Origin of the sequence: Seonamhaeicola sp. MEBiC01930 (assembly GCF_045277075.1) — a bacterium.
GTDB lineage: Bacteria > Bacteroidota > Bacteroidia > Flavobacteriales > Flavobacteriaceae > Seonamhaeicola.
The window spans coordinates 1,814,663-1,833,600 of the sequence record NZ_CP104270.1; the positions used below are offsets into that span (position 1 = coordinate 1,814,663).

Below are 18,938 nucleotides of genomic sequence, written 5' to 3' on the forward strand. Positions count from 1 at the left end.
ATATTTCCGTAATTTTACCAAAAATTCTTGAATAATAAGAAATAGTTAACTAGAAGTGGGAAGCAAAAATAAATTAAAGCGGTTTAAGGAAAACGAAACATTTTCTAACGTTTATCAGCCAACAAGAGATGATTTGGTTAGTGTTGATTATGAGTTAAAAGGTAATTGGCGAGAAACAGTTTTTAATAATAGTAATCCTATTGTCTTAGAGCTAGGTTGTGGTAAAGGAGAATATTCAGTGGCTTTAGCAAAAAAGTATCCAAATAAGAATTTTATAGGAATTGACATTAAGGGAGCAAGGTTTTGGAGAGGAGCAAAAACGGCAATAGAAGAAAATATTCATAATGTAGTCTTTTTAAGAACTCAAATAGAGCTTATTGAATATGCCTTTGCAGAAGATGAAGTAGATGAAATTTGGATAACGTTTCCAGACCCTCAAATTAAATATAAACGCACTAAACACCGAATGACAAATGCTGAGTTTTTAAAAAAATATAAACAGGTGCTTAAACCAGATGGGGTTATGAATTTAAAAACAGATAGTGAGTTTATGCATGGCTACACATTAGGGTTATTGCATGGGGCGGGTCATGAAGTGCTATATGCTAATCATGATGTTTATAAACAAGAGGGGAGTCCGGAAGATGTTACTGCAGTTCAAACTTTTTATGAATCACATTATTTAGAGCAAAACAAACCAATTACGTATATTAGATTTAAAATTAAGTAGGTTTGAATATTACTTTTATTTTTTTTATTGGATTGTTTATTGCTTTAGTTGGCGTTATTCCTCCAGGACTTTTAAACATGACAGCCGCTAAAATTAGTCTTAAAGAAGGGTATGGCAGAGGCATAATATTTTCAATAGGTGTTTGTGTAATTGTTGCAATTCAAACTTATATAGCTTCTATTTTTGCACGTTATTTAAGTAATCATCCAGAGGTTATAGATGTACTTCAGCGGGTAGCCTTTGTAATATTTGTTCTTATCACAATTTATTTCTTATTTATTGCTAAATCAACCTCAAAACAACAAATTGAACCAAAAATAAGGAGTAAACATAGTAGGTTTTTTCAAGGACTACTATTGTCATCAATAAATGTATTTCCTATTCCTTATCAGGCTTATATGACAATAACTTTAGCATCTTTTGGTTGGTTAAGTTTTGAACAAATAAATATCATTTCTTATGTTGCAGGTTCGACTTCCGGAACCTTTGTGATGCTATATATGTATATTTTCTTTTTTGATAAGATTAAAAGTAAAGCATTTACCTCTCAAAAGAATATGAATTATATTATTGGTGGAATTACGGGCATAATCTCTATAGTAACTTTAATAAATATTCTAAAAGAAATATAATTTATGAAACCTGAGACTTTAAGTTTCTTTGATAAAGTTTATAAGGTTGCTAGGTTAATACCTTATGGAAGAGTAACAAGTTACGGTGCTATTGCGAAACATTTAGGAGCTGCCAGAAGTTCACGTATGGTAGGTTATGCAATGAACGGGTCACATGATAAAGACGTTCCTGCCCATAGAGTTGTAAATAGAAAAGGATTACTAACGGGTAAACATCATTTTGATGGCACCAATCTTATGCAACAGCTTTTAGAGAATGAAGGTGTTAAAGTAATTGATAGTCAAATTCAAGATTTTGATAAAGTTTTTTGGGACCCTTCTAAAGAACTCTGATTGTCATGTTGAATTTATCTCAGAATCTAAATTTAATTATTTCCTATTTTTTCAAATAATTACAAATCAAAAGGACAAACTTATACCTAAACTAACCGTCGAAAATTTTTGATTTCCAATTTTTAAAGACTCATAGCCAGTATTTAATTTATACTGATTAATGTGATAATTAATTAAAGCATTAAATTTATTAAAGGAGTTGTCGTTTAAAAGCGTGTGATTGAAATTACATTCAAGGCTTATGGGTTTTCCAAAGAAAATTTCAGCACCTAGACCAATCGTAAAACCTAGGCTGTCAACATTTCCATCAACGTAAGATGTTCCTATTCCCCACCATGCATCAAATTGTTTGGTTCTAACTCTATGGTATTTTGCCAAAGCGGTATAAATAGCCAAGGTGTGGTGTCCAAAATTAGGATGGTTTTCCCAAAGTTGAAGGTAATTAAGTTCTAAAGCTAGCTTATTGTAAAATCTTAAATCAGCGTTCAAATGGTTGCCATTAAGTGTTGAATTTTCAAAAACATATCTTGATGAAATGGTGGTTCTTCCTACTGCAGAACTATTGTTCCATTCGTAATTATAATTTCCAATATTAGATTTAAAATAAGGTTGTTTAGTCAATATAGCAGAACTGCTTGGATTGTTTTTTTCAAAAGGAGTCTCAACTAATATGCCGTAAGCTGTGTGGGCGAAAATAGAAATAAAGACTCTGCCTATGGTTTCGGCAAAAAGTACCCTACCAAAACTTTCATCATCATCACTATTACTACAGCTGCTTTGAGCCGTAGTATAAGAACTGCTAGAATCTTTTTTAAGACTTTCTTCTGATTTTTGAATCTTGCTTTGAGATAAACTAGCAAAAGAAATAAGGAAGAATAAAAGTAAAAGTAATTTTTGTAGCATTGGCAAGGGTTTATAAGTATGGTTTTGACTGCACACAAATCGTACCATTTTCCTATTTGTAGTAGATGTTGTATATAACACAATAAGTAAAACTTCTAGCCTGTGTCTTCCGTCTTCCGTCTTTATTAATTATCTTTGCTGTTTAGAATTAATCTGAATTAAATGAAGCTTAACAAGCAAGATATATTAAAGGCTCTAGAGAACATTACTGTTCCGGGAGAAGGACAAAATATGGTAGAGAGTGGTGCGGTAAAAAACGTAGTGACTTTTGGTGATGAGGTAATTGTAGATATTACAATTACTAACCCAAGTTTACAAGCAAAAAAACGTACCGAAGTTGATATTTTAAAAACTATTCATGAAAAGGTTTATGAAAAGGCAAAAATAAAAGTAAATGTAAAGGTAGATGCACCTGTTACACCTAAAGCAAATGTAATTAAGGGAAAGCCAATTCCTGGAATTCAAAATATTGTTGCAGTAGCTTCGGGTAAAGGTGGTGTTGGTAAATCTACTGTTACCGCTAATTTAGCTGTGTCATTAGCTAAAATGGGTTTTAAGGTTGGTGTTTTAGATGCCGATATTTATGGGCCATCTATTCCAATTATGTTTGATGTTGAAGCCGAAAAACCCTTGGCAGTTAATATTGATGGAAAATCTAAAATGAAGCCAATTGAAAATTATGGAGTTAAAGTATTATCAATAGGATTTTTTACTCAACCAAATCAGGCTGTTGTATGGCGTGGCCCTATGGCTGCCAAGGCATTGAACCAAATGATTTTTGATGCACATTGGGGAGAGTTGGACTTTTTGTTATTAGATCTGCCACCAGGAACGGGTGATATTCACTTAAGTATCATGCAATCATTACCAATAACTGGAGCAGTAGTGGTTAGTACGCCTCAAAATGTAGCATTGGCTGATGCCAAGAAAGGCGTTGCAATGTTTCAACAAGACAGTATTAAGGTGCCCGTTTTGGGAATTATAGAAAATATGGCGTATTTTACTCCTGAAGAATTGCCAAATAATAAATATTATATTTTTGGAAAAGAGGGTGCTAAGAATTTGGCAGAAGATTTAAAAGTGCCTTTCTTAGGAGAAATACCTCTAGTACAAAGTATAAGAGAAGCAGGAGATGTTGGGCGTCCGGCTGCATTGCAAACAGGAACACTATTAGAACTGGCTTTTGAAAAGCTTACCCAAAGTGTAGTGCAGGAGGTAGTGCGAAGAAATGATGATTTACCCCCAACAGAGGCAATTAAAATAACAACTATGGCCGGTTGTTCAGCGGTTAAAAAATAAGAGTATGACTTCAGAGGAATTAAAAGAAAATGTTTTAAAAGCGTTAGACGAAATTCGTCCGTTTTTACAAAGTGATGGCGGTGATATTTCATTGCTATCAATTGAAGATGATAAACTAGTAAAAGTACAGCTTCAAGGTGCTTGTGTTGGTTGTAGTGTTAATCAAATGACACTTAAGTCTGGTGTTGAAATGACCATCAAAAAACATGCGCCTCAAATAGAAGAGGTTGTTAATATAGATGCTTAGGGTTTTACTATAAATCCGTTTAAAAATGTTGTCTTTTTTCAGAAAAAGCTTTTTTATTTTAACAAATACTTATTTTTTTTAATTCCTATTAAATTAGTAGGGAAAAGATTTAGTTAATTCAAATTCTTCACTTAAATTTGCGGCACGAATTGTGATATGCCTAAGGCAGTAAATAGATTATCATGCAAGACATAAATATAAAAATAACAGATAGAGATGGTGTAACACATGATGTTGTAGCACCTACAGATATGGCAATGAATTTAATGGAAGTAGTTCGTTCTTATGAACTTGCTCCAGAAGGTACCATTGGTGTTTGTGGAGGTATGGCTATGTGTGCTTCTTGTCAGTGTTATGTGAATAGTAATAATGATTTGCCTCCAATGAGTGATGATGAAGAGGCTATGTTGTCTGAAGCGTTTGATGTTCAAGATAATTCTAGGCTAGGTTGCCAAATACAAATGACGCCTGAAATGGAAGGTCTTGAAGTTGAATTAGCTCCTGAAAGTTAATTTTTATTTGTTCTAAATAAAAATTAACTTTGCGTCATGAGTTGCGAAAATAGTATACAAGATAGTTATCAAATAAAACAATCTACTTTTTGTAAATATGTTTTAATTACGCCGAATAAAACCATTAGCTTAAGTTTTCCACAAATGCTTGAGTTAAGGCGTAAAATAAATAATTTAACAAGCTTTACTTCTCTTAATAGAATTATTGATAACGAAAATTTTGTTTTGCTTTTTGTTGCAGATAAGCAACATCTTGTTTTTTTAGAGATTCCTCAGCTACTTCAGTTAAAAGAAGAAATTGAACTATTTTTCCTTGCTCCTACCAGAGTATTAATTTAGGTTATATTTATTTAGACTTGCTTTAAATTTTAAGCACCCCTAATAGAGCCTTCTTTTTTGTCGTAACTTTGATAAAAAGGAAATAAATGAATACAGCAATCAGAAAACAAATGACAATAAGTCCAGTAATAATGGATTTATTAAATAATCAAATTGCTATGGAAATGAAAGCATCTGCTTCATACTTAGCAATGGCATCTTGGTGCGATCAGCGCGAACTTTTAAATAGCAAAGCCCAGTTTTATAAACAAGCCGAAGAAGAGCGTGAACACGCCATGAAAATATTTACGTTTATTAATGATAACGGTGGTGGTGCCATATCACCAAGTGTTGAAAATGTAAATAATGACTTTGAAAGTTTAAGAGGGCTTTATGAAACATCTTTAGATCAAGAAATAGCGGTTACAGAATCTATTTTTAATATTTTTAAATCTGCCAGAAAAGAAAGTGATTTCACTACCGAAATCTTTTTACAATGGTTTATTGAAGAACAATCTGAGGAAGAAGATAAATTTAGAAGTATTTTAGATGTTTTTGATTTAATGGAAGGTATGCCATTAAAGATGATAGATGAAAGGTTACCTACTGAATAAATTTCAAGTTATTTAGATATTAAATGTTCCTAGTTTACCACCAAACTAGGAACATTTTTTTTAACACCCCATTTTTAAATTTAATCCAAAAAAGTGTTGAGTATTTTTCTGAGCAATAATTTCGGGCAGTGGTTTTAAAGCTTTCAAAGGTTACCCAATTAATGTTAGAGTAAGGTGTTACTAACCAGTCTTTCTTTTCAGGAATATAAAACTTGTGGTCTTTGAAATGGTCTAACTCGTTTTTGGTAATGTAGCAACCAACAACACATTCGTTATTTAGTTCTTTAAGTTGAATATTTTGGTTTGTAAATGGTAAAAATAATTGTGCTTTAAAATAAACTTGTTGAGTTATGTTTTTAGCATTTAACCCTAAAGCTTCTAAATAGGGTTTACATGCATCAAAATGCAACAGAGGCAGTTGTTTGTCTTTTAACTTTACCAGCTTTTCAATTAAGGAGTCTTTTCTATTGGGTCCAATAAAATGGTCAATTTCTGTAGTTCCAACAGCGGCATCATACAGGTAGAATTTATAAATGATTTCTAAATGGATGGGTTGGGTGTCTTTAAGTAATAAACTATCTAATTCTCCTAAAGTGATTTTGTCTTTTTGGACCTGAATGTTTTCTGCTAGAATAGAAATGTTTTGATGTTGACTAAGCTCAAAAGACACTAATCGTTCTATATACTTTCCTAATCTTAGCTTTTCATCAATTTGAAAATCAACTTTAGTAGCAAGGGTTTCAATATTGAATTGCGTTAAATTAAAAACAGCATTGTTTTGCCATATGAAAGGAGTATTTAAAAAGCCTTCGTACCTTTTTTGGAGCATTCTTAAATTTATTCAGTTCTATAATTAATCAATTTTACAGGACCTTCCAATAAAGTTCTAACAATTTGTAGAGTACCATTATCTTTGGTAGCTATATGCCATTTAATTAATGAGATGGCTCCGTTTTCTATTTCTAAACCTGTAATGCTGCGTGGGTGAACACAACTACCATCATTAAAAAAAGCTATGTCTCCAGGTTCTGGAAAGCGGGGTCTGTGCGTGTGTCCAAAAATGGTTAAAAGGTTATTGTTTTCAGCAATCCATTTTTTGGCACGTCTTTCAACTTTAATTAATTCTTTATAGTTTTTTGCAGGACTTGTTGGGTCTGCAATTCCCATAACATTTAAAGGCTTCCATAGAATTCTAACTAAAAACCTACTCCATTTCCAGAATAAAAAATTCCACCAATCTGCTTGATGACCATGAGTTAAAAAAAGTTCTTGCTCAGTTTCAGAATGTTTTAAAATAATAGCCTCGTTATAGGTTATATCTCCAAAAAGTTCAACTTCTTTTCCAATTTTAGGGTCAAAATAAGTAGATAAATGCTTTTTTACATAATTAGGGTTTCGGTAAACCATATCATGGTTTCCCCAAATCAAATGAAGTTTGTTATCCTTATGAAATTTTTTCATGAGCATATAAACATTCTTATGAGCATTTAAAATTGAAGTAAAGGTTAGGTTTTCCCAAAGTTCATCGCCATCACCTAATTCGAAATACTGAAAACCTTCATTATAATAATGCTTTAGTGCATGAAAGTATATGTTTCTATTATTAGCAAAATCATCAGCAAAACTATTATCGCCACGGTGACAATCACTAAACAAAATGAATTTACTGTCATCATTAAATTCAACAGTTTTAGCATTATTATAAGCGTGATCTAATCTTTTTCTAGATGAAAACATAAAGTAAATGTAAACAAAAAAGCGTTTCTAGAAAGAAACGCTTTTAATTATTGGTTTAGATAAAAGGTTTAGTGAGCTGCGTACTGTAATCCAAAAGTTAAATTGTAGTTCTGTTTTAATTGAATACCATTTAAATCTTGGTAAAGCGGTGTGCTAATTTCTCCAGCAAAACGTAAGCCTCTAAAAGCACCTTTATTAATAATGTAATTTAATCCGAAACCAGAATTAATAAAAGTAGCCCCAGAATTAGTGGTGTCAGCAGTTGTTACCATCATAGGATTTAATAAATTACTAACGCCATCAATCTCATCAACTAAGGCTCCTTCTAACCTTAAAGAAACACTAATGTTATCTCCAGCTTTTACAGCTACCCAGTTATTTAATTTATACTGGTTGCCAAATTTATAATCTTGATCATTATCTAAATAATTAATTTGAGCTCTTAATTGATGACCCCATGAGAATTTGTCACATTGTCCTAGATAGGTTAATCCTAAAATAGAACCAAAAGAACCTGTTCCCAGCTGCATTGGGTAAGGCAACTGTATGTCATTGCTCATAGACATAGGCGTTACATCTTTAGATTCAATACTTCCTGTAGGAATGGTAACGCCAACTTCAGCGTGTAATGACTTTCTATTCTTATTAAAGAAACTGTAAAGTCCACTAAATTTCACATCACCTAACCCACTAGAGTTTGTGTTAAAAGACATTCCAGACATCATTTGTAGGCTCATTTCATTTTCAATATAATTAGCCATGACCATAAATGTTAACTTATCTGAAGGCGCATACATACCACCAAGCATATGCATGCTCATAGTCATAGTTTGTGGTGCAACCATATAATTAGCAAAAGCATTCATGTTTGTAGCATCATCAGTGCCTTGTCTAAGTTGGCGCATATCCATAGTCATATAACGGTAAGAGAACATAAGTTCTCCTTTGTGGTGAACATGGTCTCCCATTACAGATATTGGCGCGTGTCCATCTGGTCTCCCAGATGTCCAGTGATTTTCATCGTGATTATGTTTTTCTTCTTGAGCAAAAGTTAATGTATTTGCAACACACAGTATTGCAATGAATAATTGTATTTTCATTGTATAATTTTAAGTTTGAAATAATAAGTAATGATTTCTATGGATGACTCACCTTAGAAATAAAGAATAATTACAAAGTAATTATACAACATCGGGAGGTTGAAAACATGCTTCTAGGTAATCAAAATGATATAATTGATTATAAGAATAGTGTGTTTTGTTGTTTTTATAGAAAATCAACAGACTTTTGAGCTTATAAATGGATACAAAACCAATTGGGTAATTTTCCATTGAAATTGATAAGGCAGATAGTGGTTCTTGCTGTTGTTGCTTTTCAATTTCTTTTACCAGATGACATTTCCCGTTACATTGAAGTTCAGGTTTATCTTTATTAATACATAAAAACTCTGCAATATAGTCTTGGTTAAGCACATATTCAAGGCAAGGTTGAATAGGTCTTAACATTGCAACCAAATACAAGAAAACTAAAAATATAGCAGTAGTTTTATGCAAGCCTTTTTAAATTTTGCACAAAAGTATAAAAGCAAAATTACCTGCAAAAGAAACTTTGTGAATTTAAAGCTTTTTGCAGGTAATTAGTTTTAGGTGAATTACAATTTTTGTTACTTTTTAAACAATGGGTCTGAACCAATGGTTCCTACTAAATTGTCAAGGTAATCTTTAGAGCTTACTCTATTGAATAATTCTTTAACGGTTTCTAAACGTTGGGCAATGTTCAGTTCTTTTGCTAAAACTTCATTATTAGCGTCTTGAATAAATGCTTCTAAATAATCTATTTGAGAGCCATAGTATTTAATGTCCTTTTGCTGTTTTAAAGCTAATCTTTCTTTGTACCAGTCCGAATTTAAAACATAGTTTCTGTCAAAATATTGTCGCAATTCTGGGTCATTAATGTCTTTACCTTCATAATTGCCATAAGCCATAATGTGTAACAATATTTTTAAAGGAGGTATTGCTGCTTCAACACTACCATCTTCAAAGTAGTTTATTGCTACTTTTTGTTGTGCCTCTACAATATTGTTAATGCCATCAACATAGTCTTCCATTCCTTGTAGCTCTGGCTTTAACATTCTTTTGTCAAACACTGCAGTAGGTTCATCAAATATTCTGTTTAGGCATAATAAAGAGAATGTTTTAGTAATCCTGTAACCTAATCGACTTGCTAACACTTTTTGTCCGTTATACTCAAAATCTTCAATTTTCTCTAAAGATCCATTAGCAATTAAGTTGTTAGGGTCTCTGTCTTCTGGTGCCATTCTTGCCCAAATTTCAGGAATCAATAAACTTACATCGTGGTCTATTTTGTTTTCTGCACCAACATAACCAGCTGCTGTACTAAATCCGTTAGATTCTGTTAATATATGAGATAATAAAGCATTATTTAGGTCTGTTGTTGGTGTTAGCATGTTAAACGGAGCCTTGGTTAATGCACCTTCAGAACCAGCTCCTGTAGTTGATGGTGATTTACCTGTTAAACTACAAACAAAATCCATAAACAACTCTGGCGTTTCTTGGTAGTGGATAGGGTTGTAAACCGCTAAGGGTCTAATTCCATTTGCCTTATCCACAGGATTATTTCTTCTACCAGGTAAAACAGCATTTACTGTATGAATTACTGGATCTTCAAGCTTGATTTTTCGTTTTAAACGAACCCCCATATCTGAGATGTAAGAGGCTTCGGTTTCCTTATAAAATCTATTTGGCTCTAAATAACGAGGGTTTTTAGTAGGTAAACCATCTTCTATGATTCTTGGGTGGGATGGTAATACAAATTGTATATCCTCGTCATCGCTATTAATTATTTCTTTTATGAAATCTTGTACAGGTTGCGTGTATTTGTCATAATTAATTGTGTCTTCATAAATCTCAATGGCATCCTTTTTTGTCAACATTTCATAGTTGGTTAGGAATCTACCATCTGAAATGATATCTAACTCGGCACCTTTATCGTAACCTCTAACTATAGCTTCATCTGGTCTTTGGAACAAATGCGCTTCACAGTTTACCAATACTTTTACACTTTTATTTGTGTATTCAGGATTTAAATCTTTAAACCTATTTCTTGGAAGCGTTATTGATGCAGAAATATCATCTTCAGTCTGAATTTTTTCACTAGCAGAAAAATCAGAACGCAACTTGTTAAGCATCCAATTACCTTGTTGATTAAAACCTATACGTACATAGCTACCTACAACTGGGTTATTATTGTATAATAAAGTAGTTCCCTTAACGCCATTGATTATGTCCACAGACATCATGTCTTTCCAATTAAGGTTAGCACCATGGGCTTGTCTAAATAATCTTTTTACAAATAGTACTAACGAACGAATATGTACAGGAATGTTTTCTAACCATTCATTGAACTCATCGGAGTTTTCTTCTGAAGGGGTTAATAGCTTTACAACAGAGCCTAAAGTTCTTTTTTCACTTAAGAATGATCTAGATTTTGGTCTGTTAGGATCATTGACTTTCCATCTTGTAGAATAATTAAATTCAATAATCTCATCAGCTTTTTTGAAATCCTCTTCTATGTTGTGAATGTTAAATCTGCCATAGGTAATGGCGTTCTGCATGGATTTAGAAATCTCTGATTTTCCACCACCAGATACTGTACAAGGTTTATGACAGAATACACCTTCTGGGTAGGTCTCTACCATGCGCCATAAATCAATAGATTTATGCTTTTCTAACCTTAGCTTATTTCCAGAAGGATGTACATAGGTTTTAAAAGGCGATAACTTTAGCTTTTGTTCTTTGCCCTTGTAGTTCCATGAGATGCTATTGGTATTTGTGTTGAAATATGACGATTCTGGTATGTAAACTATATTAGGGTAGGTATTGTCAATGGCATAATTTTCCGGTTTAACTGTAATTCGGTCCCCTAATAAGGTTTTTACATCCTCAAATGTATGGTCTAAACCATAATATTCACTGTAGTCATTACAATTAACAGAGTCTCCCATAACCCTTCTCGCATAGGCAATGGCTCCACCAGCATGTTCTTCTTCTAATACACCATATAAGTTGGCAGAGTAGCTAATTTGTGTTTTGATTTCCTTTTTAGAATAACCGTAATAGTTATCTGCAATTAAAGTAACAACAACACCACTTTCATCTCTACAGGTAATTTTAAAAGCGCCACCATCATTATAAAGTTCATTCTCTTTTTGCCAGCACATACCATCTTTTTTCTGGCGGTCTGTAGCAGCATCAAAGTGAGGAAGACCTACGTCTTTCTTTTTAAGTTTTAATAATTGAGGTGCCAGAATTATACACCCAGAATGACCTGTCCAGTGTTCTGGGTCTAATGCAGCGTCATTATGTGCTAAATTAGGGTTGCCAGCATTTCCAAAAATGTTCTCAACAAAATCTAAATTACTTACTAGAGAACCTGGTGCGAAAAAGCGAACTTCTAACCTTTTTTCAGAAATAACACCTTTTACCTCTGGACATACCACAGGTCTTAAAAGCATAGAAACCATGGTTTTTGCTTTCTCTTTTTGATTTGATGTAAAAGGAAGCGTATTTAAGTCTTCAGATGGTTTGAAAGCTTCATTTAAGAAATGGGCTAATACCACTCTAGGAACTTCTTTTTTATCTAAAGGAACAGGTAGTGGTCCTTCAACAATATGAAACGTTCCTTTAGTTGTTCTTTTATCGTGTAATGGGTTGTTGAGAATACCTTGTTTTAACCGTTTAGAATTTACCAAATTACTTTCAAATGAGTTGCCATCAGGTGGTAAACTTGCTTCTCTTGCTTGTCCTTTTTTAGAAAGTATTAGTGTGTTATTTGGTAACTTATAAGATTTGTTAACCTTTACATCTTTTAAATAACTGTCAATAAAAGCTTGTATTCTGGAGTCTGCAGGACTTAAGTGGTCTGCTAAAAGTCTTGATTTTTCTCTAAGACTCATGATAAGTGGCCGCGTTGTTTTTTCAAATTCAGGGTCACAAAATTTTTTCTTACTTCCTTCTTTGTCTTTAAAAACAGGTTGTCCAATTGCTGCTAATTGCAAATTGATAAATTGGATGATGTCTTTTCTTGATTCTTCCATGATTTTCTAACTTTGATTTTTGCTCGTAACCTTACGAATATTTGCTACAAAGTTAGAACCAGTATTATTTAAAAAACCTGTCAAAAGTCATGTTATCATTATATTTTTACGATAACGTTTTAGTGGAAAAAGTTGGTTGGAAGATATTATTTAAAAGCATTCAGCCCGGTAATATCTAATCCGGTTATTAATAAATGAATATCGTGTGTGCCTTCATATGTAATAACACTTTCTAGATTCATCATGTGTCTCATTATGGAGTATTCGCCTGTGATACCCATGCCTCCTAGTATTTGACGGGCTTCTCTGGCTATATTTAGAGCCATATCTACATTGTTGCGTTTAGCCATTGATATTTGAGCCGAAGTAGCATTACCTTCATTTCTAAGAACCCCTAAGCGCCATGTGAGCAGTTGTGCTTTGGTTATTTCGGTAATCATTTCAGCTAATTTTTTCTGTTGTAATTGAAATTGACCAATAGGTTTGTCAAATTGAATACGTTCTTTACTATATCTAAGTGCTGTATCATAACAGTCCATAGCTGCTCCAATAGCACCCCAGGCAATGCCATATCTTGCAGAGTCTAAACAACCTAAAGGAGCTCCCAAACCAGATTTATTAGGCAATAAGTTTTCTTTAGGCACTTTTACATTATCAAAAATGAGTTCACCAGTAGCAGATGCACGTAAAGACCATTTATTATGGGTTTCTGGTGTTGAAAAGCCTTCCATTCCCCGTTCTACAATTAAACCATGTATGCGCCCTTCTTCATTTTTTGCCCAAACTATAGCCACTTGAGCAAAGGGGGCGTTGCTAATCCACATTTTTGCACCGTTTAAAACATAGTGGTCACCCACATCTTTAAAGTTAGTAACCATGCCTCCAGGGTTGCTTCCGTGGTCGGGTTCAGTTAATCCAAAACATCCCATCCATTCGCCTGAAGCTAATTTGGGTAGGTATTTTTGCCTTTGTACTTCGTTACCATATTTCCAAATGGGGTACATAACCAAAGAAGATTGCACCGATGCAGTAGAGCGTACACCAGAATCGCCTCTTTCAATTTCTTGCATTATTAGGCCGTAACTAATTTGATCTAAACCAGCGCCACCATATTTTTCGGGGATATAAGGGCCAAAGGCTCCAATTTCTGCTAAACCTTTTATAATTTGAGTGGGAAATTCTGCTTTTTGGGCGTACTCCTCAATGATAGGGGAAACATCGCGTTTTACCCATTTTCTACAGGTATTTCTAACTAATTTATGTTCTTCAGAAAGAAGTTCGTCTAAGTTGTAATAGTCTGGAGCCTCAAACAAATCTGGTTTCATAAAGAGTAGAATTTAATAGGTTTTTAAATAGTATTATTAATAAAAACACTGTATTTTTAATAATTCAATATTATTTACTACTCAAATTTAAGTAAAGCAACTGAATCCTTAAGCAATTTATTAAAGAATTTTACATATTTAAAAATCGAGTAAGTAAACTATGAAAATGATGAACACCTTGTTCTCTGTTTGGAGAATATCTGCCAGATTTATAGAATGAAGAATTAACTCCCTTTTGAACATTCTCAACAATGGCTTCGTCTTCTTTTTCTACTTTTTCTAAGCCACTGCCAGCTCCTTTTTCTAATTTGGATGCATCAAGAACATAAGATATAAAAGAAACTTTTGTTTTATCCCTAGTTAATGGCTGGATAATATTTAGTGATAATCCCCATGGATAAAAATTAAACATCATGTTAGGAAAAACCCAGTAATAATAGGCAGCTACATGTTTGCCATAATCCATATGATTCTCTGGTAAATCAAAAGTATTTTTGGGTTCGTCTGTGTATCCAATTTGAAGATTACAATATTGGTAGGTTTCAGTTTTATAACTACCATAATCTAGCACAGCATCCAAATCCTTATGAACAAAAGGCACATGAAACCCTTCTAAAAAATTATCGCAATATAATGCCCAATGTGCTTTTACAATAAAATCTTTATTTAAAGATTCTGTTAGTACAAATTTATCAAAAGGAAGAAATCCAATGCGTTCATTCATTTTATCAATAACTTGTTGAAAATTAAACAGAGGGTTTAAACCAACAAACAATAAGCTTCCCCATTTCAATAAAGGAAGTTCGTGTAAATTATCGCATGGTTTGGGGAAATCGATGACCCTTTTGAACTCTGGCATATACTCAAATTTGCCCTTAAGGTTAAATCTTCTACCGTGATAACCACAAGTTAGTTTTTTAGATTTTCCAGACTTTAAAACTACAAGGTTGCCACGATGTGTGCATACATTGGATAAGCAGTGTATCTTATTGTCATCATCTTTTGTAAGTAATAAAGGTTCGGAAAGGTAGTTTTCTAGTAATGAAAATGGATGTACAGAAAGCCTTTCTTCTAATAAACTTTCATCACCAATAAATTGCCATGATTTTAGAAATACATTGGATTTTATCGCTTCGAATGTATTTTCATCTTTATAAAAATTGGCAGGAAGTGTTTCAGCTTTTCTAATATCTGAATCAATAATATATTTCTTCGTCATAACTTATTTAATTGTACATTCGCTTTTCGCTCTTAAATTTACTCATTTAAATTTTGCTGCTTTTAACCCAACCAAATGAATCAAAAGTCACAAAAAATAGGATTGATAACTGCTACATCATACGTAATTGGAGGTATGATTGGAGCAGGAATATTTGTTATACCTGCTATTCTTGCTCCATATGGTAGCATAAGTTTTTTGGGTTGGTTGTTTACGGCATGTGGAGCATTAATTTTGGCAAAGATTTTCGGTAATTTTAGTAAAATAATTAAAGATAAAAGTGGAGGCCCTTATGCCTATTCTAAAGCAGGTTTTGGTGACTTTATAGGTTTTTTGGTAGCTTGGGGATATTGGATAGCAATCTGGGTTAGCAATGCAGCGCTGGCAATAACTGTTGTTGGTGCCTTGAGCTTTTTTTTCCCAGTGCTTGAAAGCGATAGTGTTATAAGGGTGCTAATAGGGCTGTCATTAATTTGGTTTCTGACAGGTCTTAACGCTAGGGGAATTAAAGATTCAGGAAAATTTCAAGTTATTACAACAGTTCTAAAATTATTGCCTCTATTTTTTGTAATTATAATGGGGCTATTTTTATTTGATATTGATAATTTTCCAGCATTTAATTTAACAGGTAAAAATGATTTTTCAGTATTGCCAATTGTTGCGGCTGCAACATTATATGCTTTTTTAGGCTTGGAATGTGCTTCTGTTCCTGCCGCAGACATAAAAAACCCTGAAAAGACAATTCCTAAGGCGACCTTAATTGGAACTATAATTGTAGCAATGGTTTACGTTTTAAGCACATTCGTCCTTTTCGGTGTTTTGCCTATGGATGAATTGGCTTCATCCGCATCGCCATTTGCCGATGCAGCAAGGCTTATTGGCGGAGATTTAGGAGGATATTTTGTTGCCGGAGGAGTTGCGATTTCAGCAATAGGATGCCTCAATGTTGGGGTTCTGTTTACCGGTCAAATACCAATGGCTGCATCCCAAGATCAACTGTATCCAAGAATATTTGGGAAACTAAATAAAAATGGTGCACCTGTATTTGGATTAATTATTGGAAGTTTACTTACTACTGCTATTATGCTAATGAATTTGTCTGATGGGCTTGTAGATCAGTTTAAATTTATTGCAAACATTGTTGTTTTTGCAAACCTTATTCCGTATTTGTTTGTATCGGCGGCCTATGTTCTTGTTTTAATTGAAAGAAAGATTCCAGTTAAAAACTGGATTAAAGTACTAACATTAAGTTTGCTAGGGATTACTTATTCGCTTTGGGCTATTTATGGCGCTGGAGAAGAAAGTGCCTTATTTGGGTTGTTATTATTGCTATTAGGAATCCCCGTTTATGTTCTAATGCAATGGAATAAAAGAAAATAATTACATTTTTAAGTAAAAATCTTTAGTCAAATTTATATAGTTTTGAGTGTATTTGTGGCGTCCTGTTTCAATAATTAATGCTTCCTTTTTTATTTCGCTCTTATGAAATGAAAACTCCATAAAACTTCTCTTTATTTCAGATGACGGATTTCCTTTTACATGTAATATTTTAATCGGGAAGAAATTATATTCTAAGGCTAATTGAATAAAACCCTCCTCTTCTTTAAAGGGGATAACCACGCAAAAGCTTCCTTCTTTGGAAAGTAGTTTAGCGCCGCTTTCAATTAAATGGTCAAAGGGCATGGCATCTTGAAAACGCGCCAAGTCTCTAGAGTTGTTTTCAGATTTATAATCTTCGGAATAGAAAGGCGGATTTGAAATTATTAAATCATATTTATCATCAATTTCATCTGCAAATTCCTCTAAAGAAGCATGATAACAAAACAGTCTGTCTCCCCAGTTAGATTGTTCAAAGTTGTCTACACATTGCTCATAAGCCTTATCATCAATTTCAATGGCATCAATAATTTCTGCCGAACTACGTTGAGCAAGCATTAGGGCTATTACTCCGGTTCCTGCTCCAATATCTAAAACAGAAAACGGGTTTTTATCCAATGACGCCCAAGCTCCCAATAAAACACCATCGGTTCCTATTTTCATGGCGCATTTATCTTGTTTAATACTAAATTGTTTGAATTGGAAAGGGTTATTAGACATTTTTTGCTTTAAGAATTAGCAATAGTAAAAAAATATTGTTAATTGTTGAAAAGTTATTTTAAAACTTAATAATTATAAAATCTTTTAAGAGTTGTATTTACGTATATTGTTACAGTAAAAAATTAAAGTTTTGAAACAGATAAATCATATTCTTGAGAGACTAAATGAATTAATAATATTGAATGAAGAGGTAGAAAATGCCTATGTTAGAGCTAGTAAAAGCTTAGTAAATAGTCATAATAAAACCTATGCCACAGAAAGAGGACAAGAACGAGAAAAGATAGTCAACCTTTTAAAAATTGAATTATCTAAGATTGAAAAAAGTGAGGCTAACGCATTAGCAATAAAAAGAAAGTTTCATTTAATGCGTTTGAATTTTAGGAAATACTTTAAAATAGAAAATGATCCTGGTTTTTATGTTAAGGTGTATGAAATTGAAATTTTAAGTATTAATAAGTATGATGAATTACTTTCTCAAATAAATTTACCCTTGTCTCTTTGCAGGTTATTATTAAAACAAAGAGATAGCCTACAGGCTAGATTGCATATTATTGAAAGAGGTGAAATAGAAGCGCTTGCTCCAGTTAACTTAGATTAAGATTAGATTTATAAGTATAAATCTATTAAACCTTCTGGGGTTTCTACTAGTATTGTTTTAGAGTTCCGGTCAACCTCTATGATGAATTCGTCATTCATTGGAATAAGAATTTCTACACCGTTTTTGTCAATTTCAAAAAGAGCTTGAGCTGTAGAGTCGTTAATGGCTTTTATTATACCAATATCACCATGTTTCTTATCGGTTATATTAAATCCAATAACTTCATGAAAATAAAATTTATTGCCTTCAAGTTTCGGTAAAAATTCTAACGGTAAATACAGCTCGCTTTTCATTAAAGCGTCTGCATCTTCTTCAGAATTCACGTCTTCAAATTTAATACGTAATAAATTAGATTTATGAAGTTGAGATTTTTCAATGAAAAAAGGAACTAAGTTATTGCGAAGTTCTACAAAAATAGCATCTAAATTTTCATAAAGATTGGGTTGATCTGTATCAAGTTTAGCTAATAGTTCACCTTTAAAACTATATTTTTTTACAATTTTTCCTAAATAAAAACAATCATCCTTTTTCATGACAAATATCTTGGTTTGTAATCCTGAACAAGATTTAGGGTTTTACAAATAGTATTAAGGTTTAACTAAATAAAAAACTCCGATAACGAATTATCGGAGTTTAAAAGTATAAAAAATTTAATTTTTTACTCTTCTTCTTTTGCAGCATCAGCTTCAGCGGCAACCTCTTCAGTGGCCTCTTCTTCTTCAACTACAGGAGCAGCAGCAGCAATTCTTGCTTCATTAACTGCTTTTTCAGCAGCTAATGCATCCGCTTTAGCTTTAGCATCAGCATCAGATAATCCGTCTGCTTTAGCTTGAATTTTAGCAGCTTTTTCTTCTACCCAAGCTTTGAATTTTTCTTCAGCTTGCTCTTCAGTTAAAGCTCCTTTTGTTACACCACCTGCTAAATGATTCTTCAATAAAGCACCCTTGTATGATAACAATGCTTTTGCAGTATCAGTAGGTTGTGCACCATTTTGTAACCATTTTACAGCACCGTCAACATCTAGTTCAACAGTTGCAGGGTTAGTGTTTGGATTGTAAGCACCTAGTTTTTCTAAGTATCTACCATCTCTTTTTGAGCGCGAATCCGCGGCAACAATCCAGTAAAAAGGTTTCCCTTTTTTACCGTGTCTTTGTAATCTAATCTTTACTGGCATAGTAATTAATTATTTGAGGTTCCCGACCTCGGTTATTAATGAGGGCGCAAAGATACTCTAATATTTTTAATTTTCAAGTAATTA

The 18,938-nt window shown here is 33.0% G+C and carries 21 protein-coding genes; 10 read left to right on the plus strand and 11 right to left on the minus strand.

Annotation, left to right across the window (positions count from 1 at the left end; all coding sequences use genetic code 11):
• The first annotated feature begins 55 nt into the window (after nt 1-55).
• The 3 genes from trmB to N1F78_RS07935 are packed head-to-tail and all read left to right on the plus strand — an operon-like array spanning nt 56 to nt 1,695.
• Complete coding sequence (gene trmB / locus N1F78_RS07925; RefSeq protein ID WP_406685638.1) at nt 56-730, plus strand: tRNA (guanosine(46)-N7)-methyltransferase TrmB; 675 nt, start codon at nt 56-58, stop codon at nt 728-730.
• A 2-nt stretch (nt 731-732) separates the two neighbouring features.
• Nucleotides 733-1,362 carry a LysE family transporter gene (locus N1F78_RS07930; protein WP_406685639.1) on the plus strand — a complete coding sequence of 210 codons (630 nt, stop codon included), beginning with the start codon at nt 733-735 and terminating at the stop codon, nt 1,360-1,362.
• A gap of 3 nt (nt 1,363-1,365) precedes the next feature.
• Complete coding sequence (locus tag N1F78_RS07935) at nt 1,366-1,695, plus strand: MGMT family protein (RefSeq protein ID WP_406685640.1); 330 nt, start codon at nt 1,366-1,368, stop codon at nt 1,693-1,695.
• Nucleotides 1,696-1,761: 66 nt separating this feature from the next.
• On the opposite strand, the gene N1F78_RS07940 is transcribed toward N1F78_RS07935, so the two are convergent.
• Nucleotides 1,762-2,598 carry a hypothetical protein gene (locus tag N1F78_RS07940; protein WP_406685641.1) on the minus strand — a complete coding sequence of 279 codons (837 nt, stop codon included), beginning with the start codon at nt 2,596-2,598 and terminating at the stop codon, nt 1,762-1,764.
• A gap of 162 nt (nt 2,599-2,760) precedes the next feature.
• Here N1F78_RS07940 and N1F78_RS07945 point away from each other — a divergent pair, with 162 nt between their 5' ends.
• From N1F78_RS07945 to N1F78_RS07965, 5 genes are all read left to right on the plus strand, one after another.
• On the plus strand, nt 2,761-3,897 hold the full coding sequence (locus tag N1F78_RS07945) for a P-loop NTPase (RefSeq protein WP_406685642.1): 1,137 nt from the start codon (nt 2,761-2,763) through the stop codon (nt 3,895-3,897).
• Nucleotides 3,898-3,901: 4 nt separating this feature from the next.
• Nucleotides 3,902-4,144 (plus strand): NifU family protein, encoded by a 243-nt coding sequence (locus N1F78_RS07950; protein ID WP_406685643.1) that lies wholly within the window; start codon nt 3,902-3,904, stop codon nt 4,142-4,144.
• 182 nt (nt 4,145-4,326) lie between these two features.
• A complete protein-coding gene (locus N1F78_RS07955) occupies nt 4,327-4,656 on the plus strand; it encodes a ferredoxin (protein WP_406685644.1) in 330 nt (109 codons plus the stop codon).
• Nucleotides 4,657-4,692: 36 nt separating this feature from the next.
• Nucleotides 4,693-4,995, plus strand: coding sequence for a hypothetical protein (locus N1F78_RS07960; RefSeq protein ID WP_406685645.1), 303 nt, complete (start codon nt 4,693-4,695; stop codon nt 4,993-4,995).
• Between the two features lie 86 nt (nt 4,996-5,081).
• Nucleotides 5,082-5,588: a ferritin gene (locus tag N1F78_RS07965; RefSeq protein ID WP_406685646.1), complete on the plus strand. Its 507-nt coding sequence runs from the start codon at nt 5,082-5,084 to the stop codon at nt 5,586-5,588.
• Nucleotides 5,589-5,622: 34 nt separating this feature from the next.
• Here the strand turns inward: N1F78_RS07965 and N1F78_RS07970 are convergent, their stop codons facing one another.
• From N1F78_RS07970 to N1F78_RS08000, 7 genes are all read right to left on the minus strand, one after another.
• Nucleotides 5,623-6,417 carry a DUF1853 family protein gene (locus N1F78_RS07970; RefSeq protein ID WP_406685647.1) on the minus strand — a complete coding sequence of 265 codons (795 nt, stop codon included), beginning with the start codon at nt 6,415-6,417 and terminating at the stop codon, nt 5,623-5,625.
• Between the two features lie 8 nt (nt 6,418-6,425).
• Entirely contained in the window at nt 6,426-7,325 is a 900-nt protein-coding gene (locus N1F78_RS07975; protein ID WP_406685648.1) for a metallophosphoesterase, read from the minus strand.
• Between the two features lie 68 nt (nt 7,326-7,393).
• Entirely contained in the window at nt 7,394-8,425 is a 1,032-nt protein-coding gene (locus N1F78_RS07980; protein ID WP_406685649.1) for a transporter, read from the minus strand.
• A gap of 81 nt (nt 8,426-8,506) precedes the next feature.
• Nucleotides 8,507-8,878, minus strand: a complete 372-nt coding sequence (locus N1F78_RS07985; protein WP_406685650.1) for a hypothetical protein — start codon at nt 8,876-8,878, stop codon at nt 8,507-8,509.
• 110 nt (nt 8,879-8,988) lie between these two features.
• On the minus strand, nt 8,989-12,441 hold the full coding sequence (locus N1F78_RS07990; RefSeq protein WP_406685651.1) for a hypothetical protein: 3,453 nt from the start codon (nt 12,439-12,441) through the stop codon (nt 8,989-8,991).
• Nucleotides 12,442-12,587: 146 nt separating this feature from the next.
• Nucleotides 12,588-13,766 carry an acyl-CoA dehydrogenase family protein gene (locus tag N1F78_RS07995; protein WP_406682636.1) on the minus strand — a complete coding sequence of 393 codons (1,179 nt, stop codon included), beginning with the start codon at nt 13,764-13,766 and terminating at the stop codon, nt 12,588-12,590.
• A gap of 130 nt (nt 13,767-13,896) precedes the next feature.
• Entirely contained in the window at nt 13,897-14,985 is a 1,089-nt protein-coding gene (locus tag N1F78_RS08000) for an SRPBCC family protein (RefSeq protein WP_406682637.1), read from the minus strand.
• A gap of 75 nt (nt 14,986-15,060) precedes the next feature.
• On the opposite strand from N1F78_RS08000, the gene N1F78_RS08005 reads away from it, so the two are divergent.
• Nucleotides 15,061-16,365 (plus strand): amino acid permease, encoded by a 1,305-nt coding sequence (locus N1F78_RS08005; protein ID WP_406682638.1) that lies wholly within the window; start codon nt 15,061-15,063, stop codon nt 16,363-16,365.
• Here the strand turns inward: N1F78_RS08005 and N1F78_RS08010 are convergent, their stop codons facing one another.
• On the minus strand, nt 16,366-17,082 hold the full coding sequence (locus tag N1F78_RS08010) for a tRNA1(Val) (adenine(37)-N6)-methyltransferase (RefSeq protein ID WP_406682639.1): 717 nt from the start codon (nt 17,080-17,082) through the stop codon (nt 16,366-16,368).
• A gap of 130 nt (nt 17,083-17,212) precedes the next feature.
• On the opposite strand from N1F78_RS08010, the gene N1F78_RS08015 reads away from it, so the two are divergent.
• A complete protein-coding gene (locus tag N1F78_RS08015; RefSeq protein WP_406682640.1) occupies nt 17,213-17,680 on the plus strand; it encodes a hypothetical protein in 468 nt (155 codons plus the stop codon).
• Between the two features lie 8 nt (nt 17,681-17,688).
• On the opposite strand, the gene rimM is transcribed toward N1F78_RS08015, so the two are convergent.
• Both rimM and N1F78_RS08025 read right to left on the minus strand, forming a co-directional pair.
• Entirely contained in the window at nt 17,689-18,213 is a 525-nt protein-coding gene (rimM, locus tag N1F78_RS08020) for a ribosome maturation factor RimM (protein ID WP_406682641.1), read from the minus strand.
• A gap of 125 nt (nt 18,214-18,338) precedes the next feature.
• Nucleotides 18,339-18,854 carry a 30S ribosomal protein S16 gene (locus N1F78_RS08025; RefSeq protein ID WP_406682642.1) on the minus strand — a complete coding sequence of 172 codons (516 nt, stop codon included), beginning with the start codon at nt 18,852-18,854 and terminating at the stop codon, nt 18,339-18,341.
• Nucleotides 18,855-18,938: the final 84 nt, after the last annotated feature.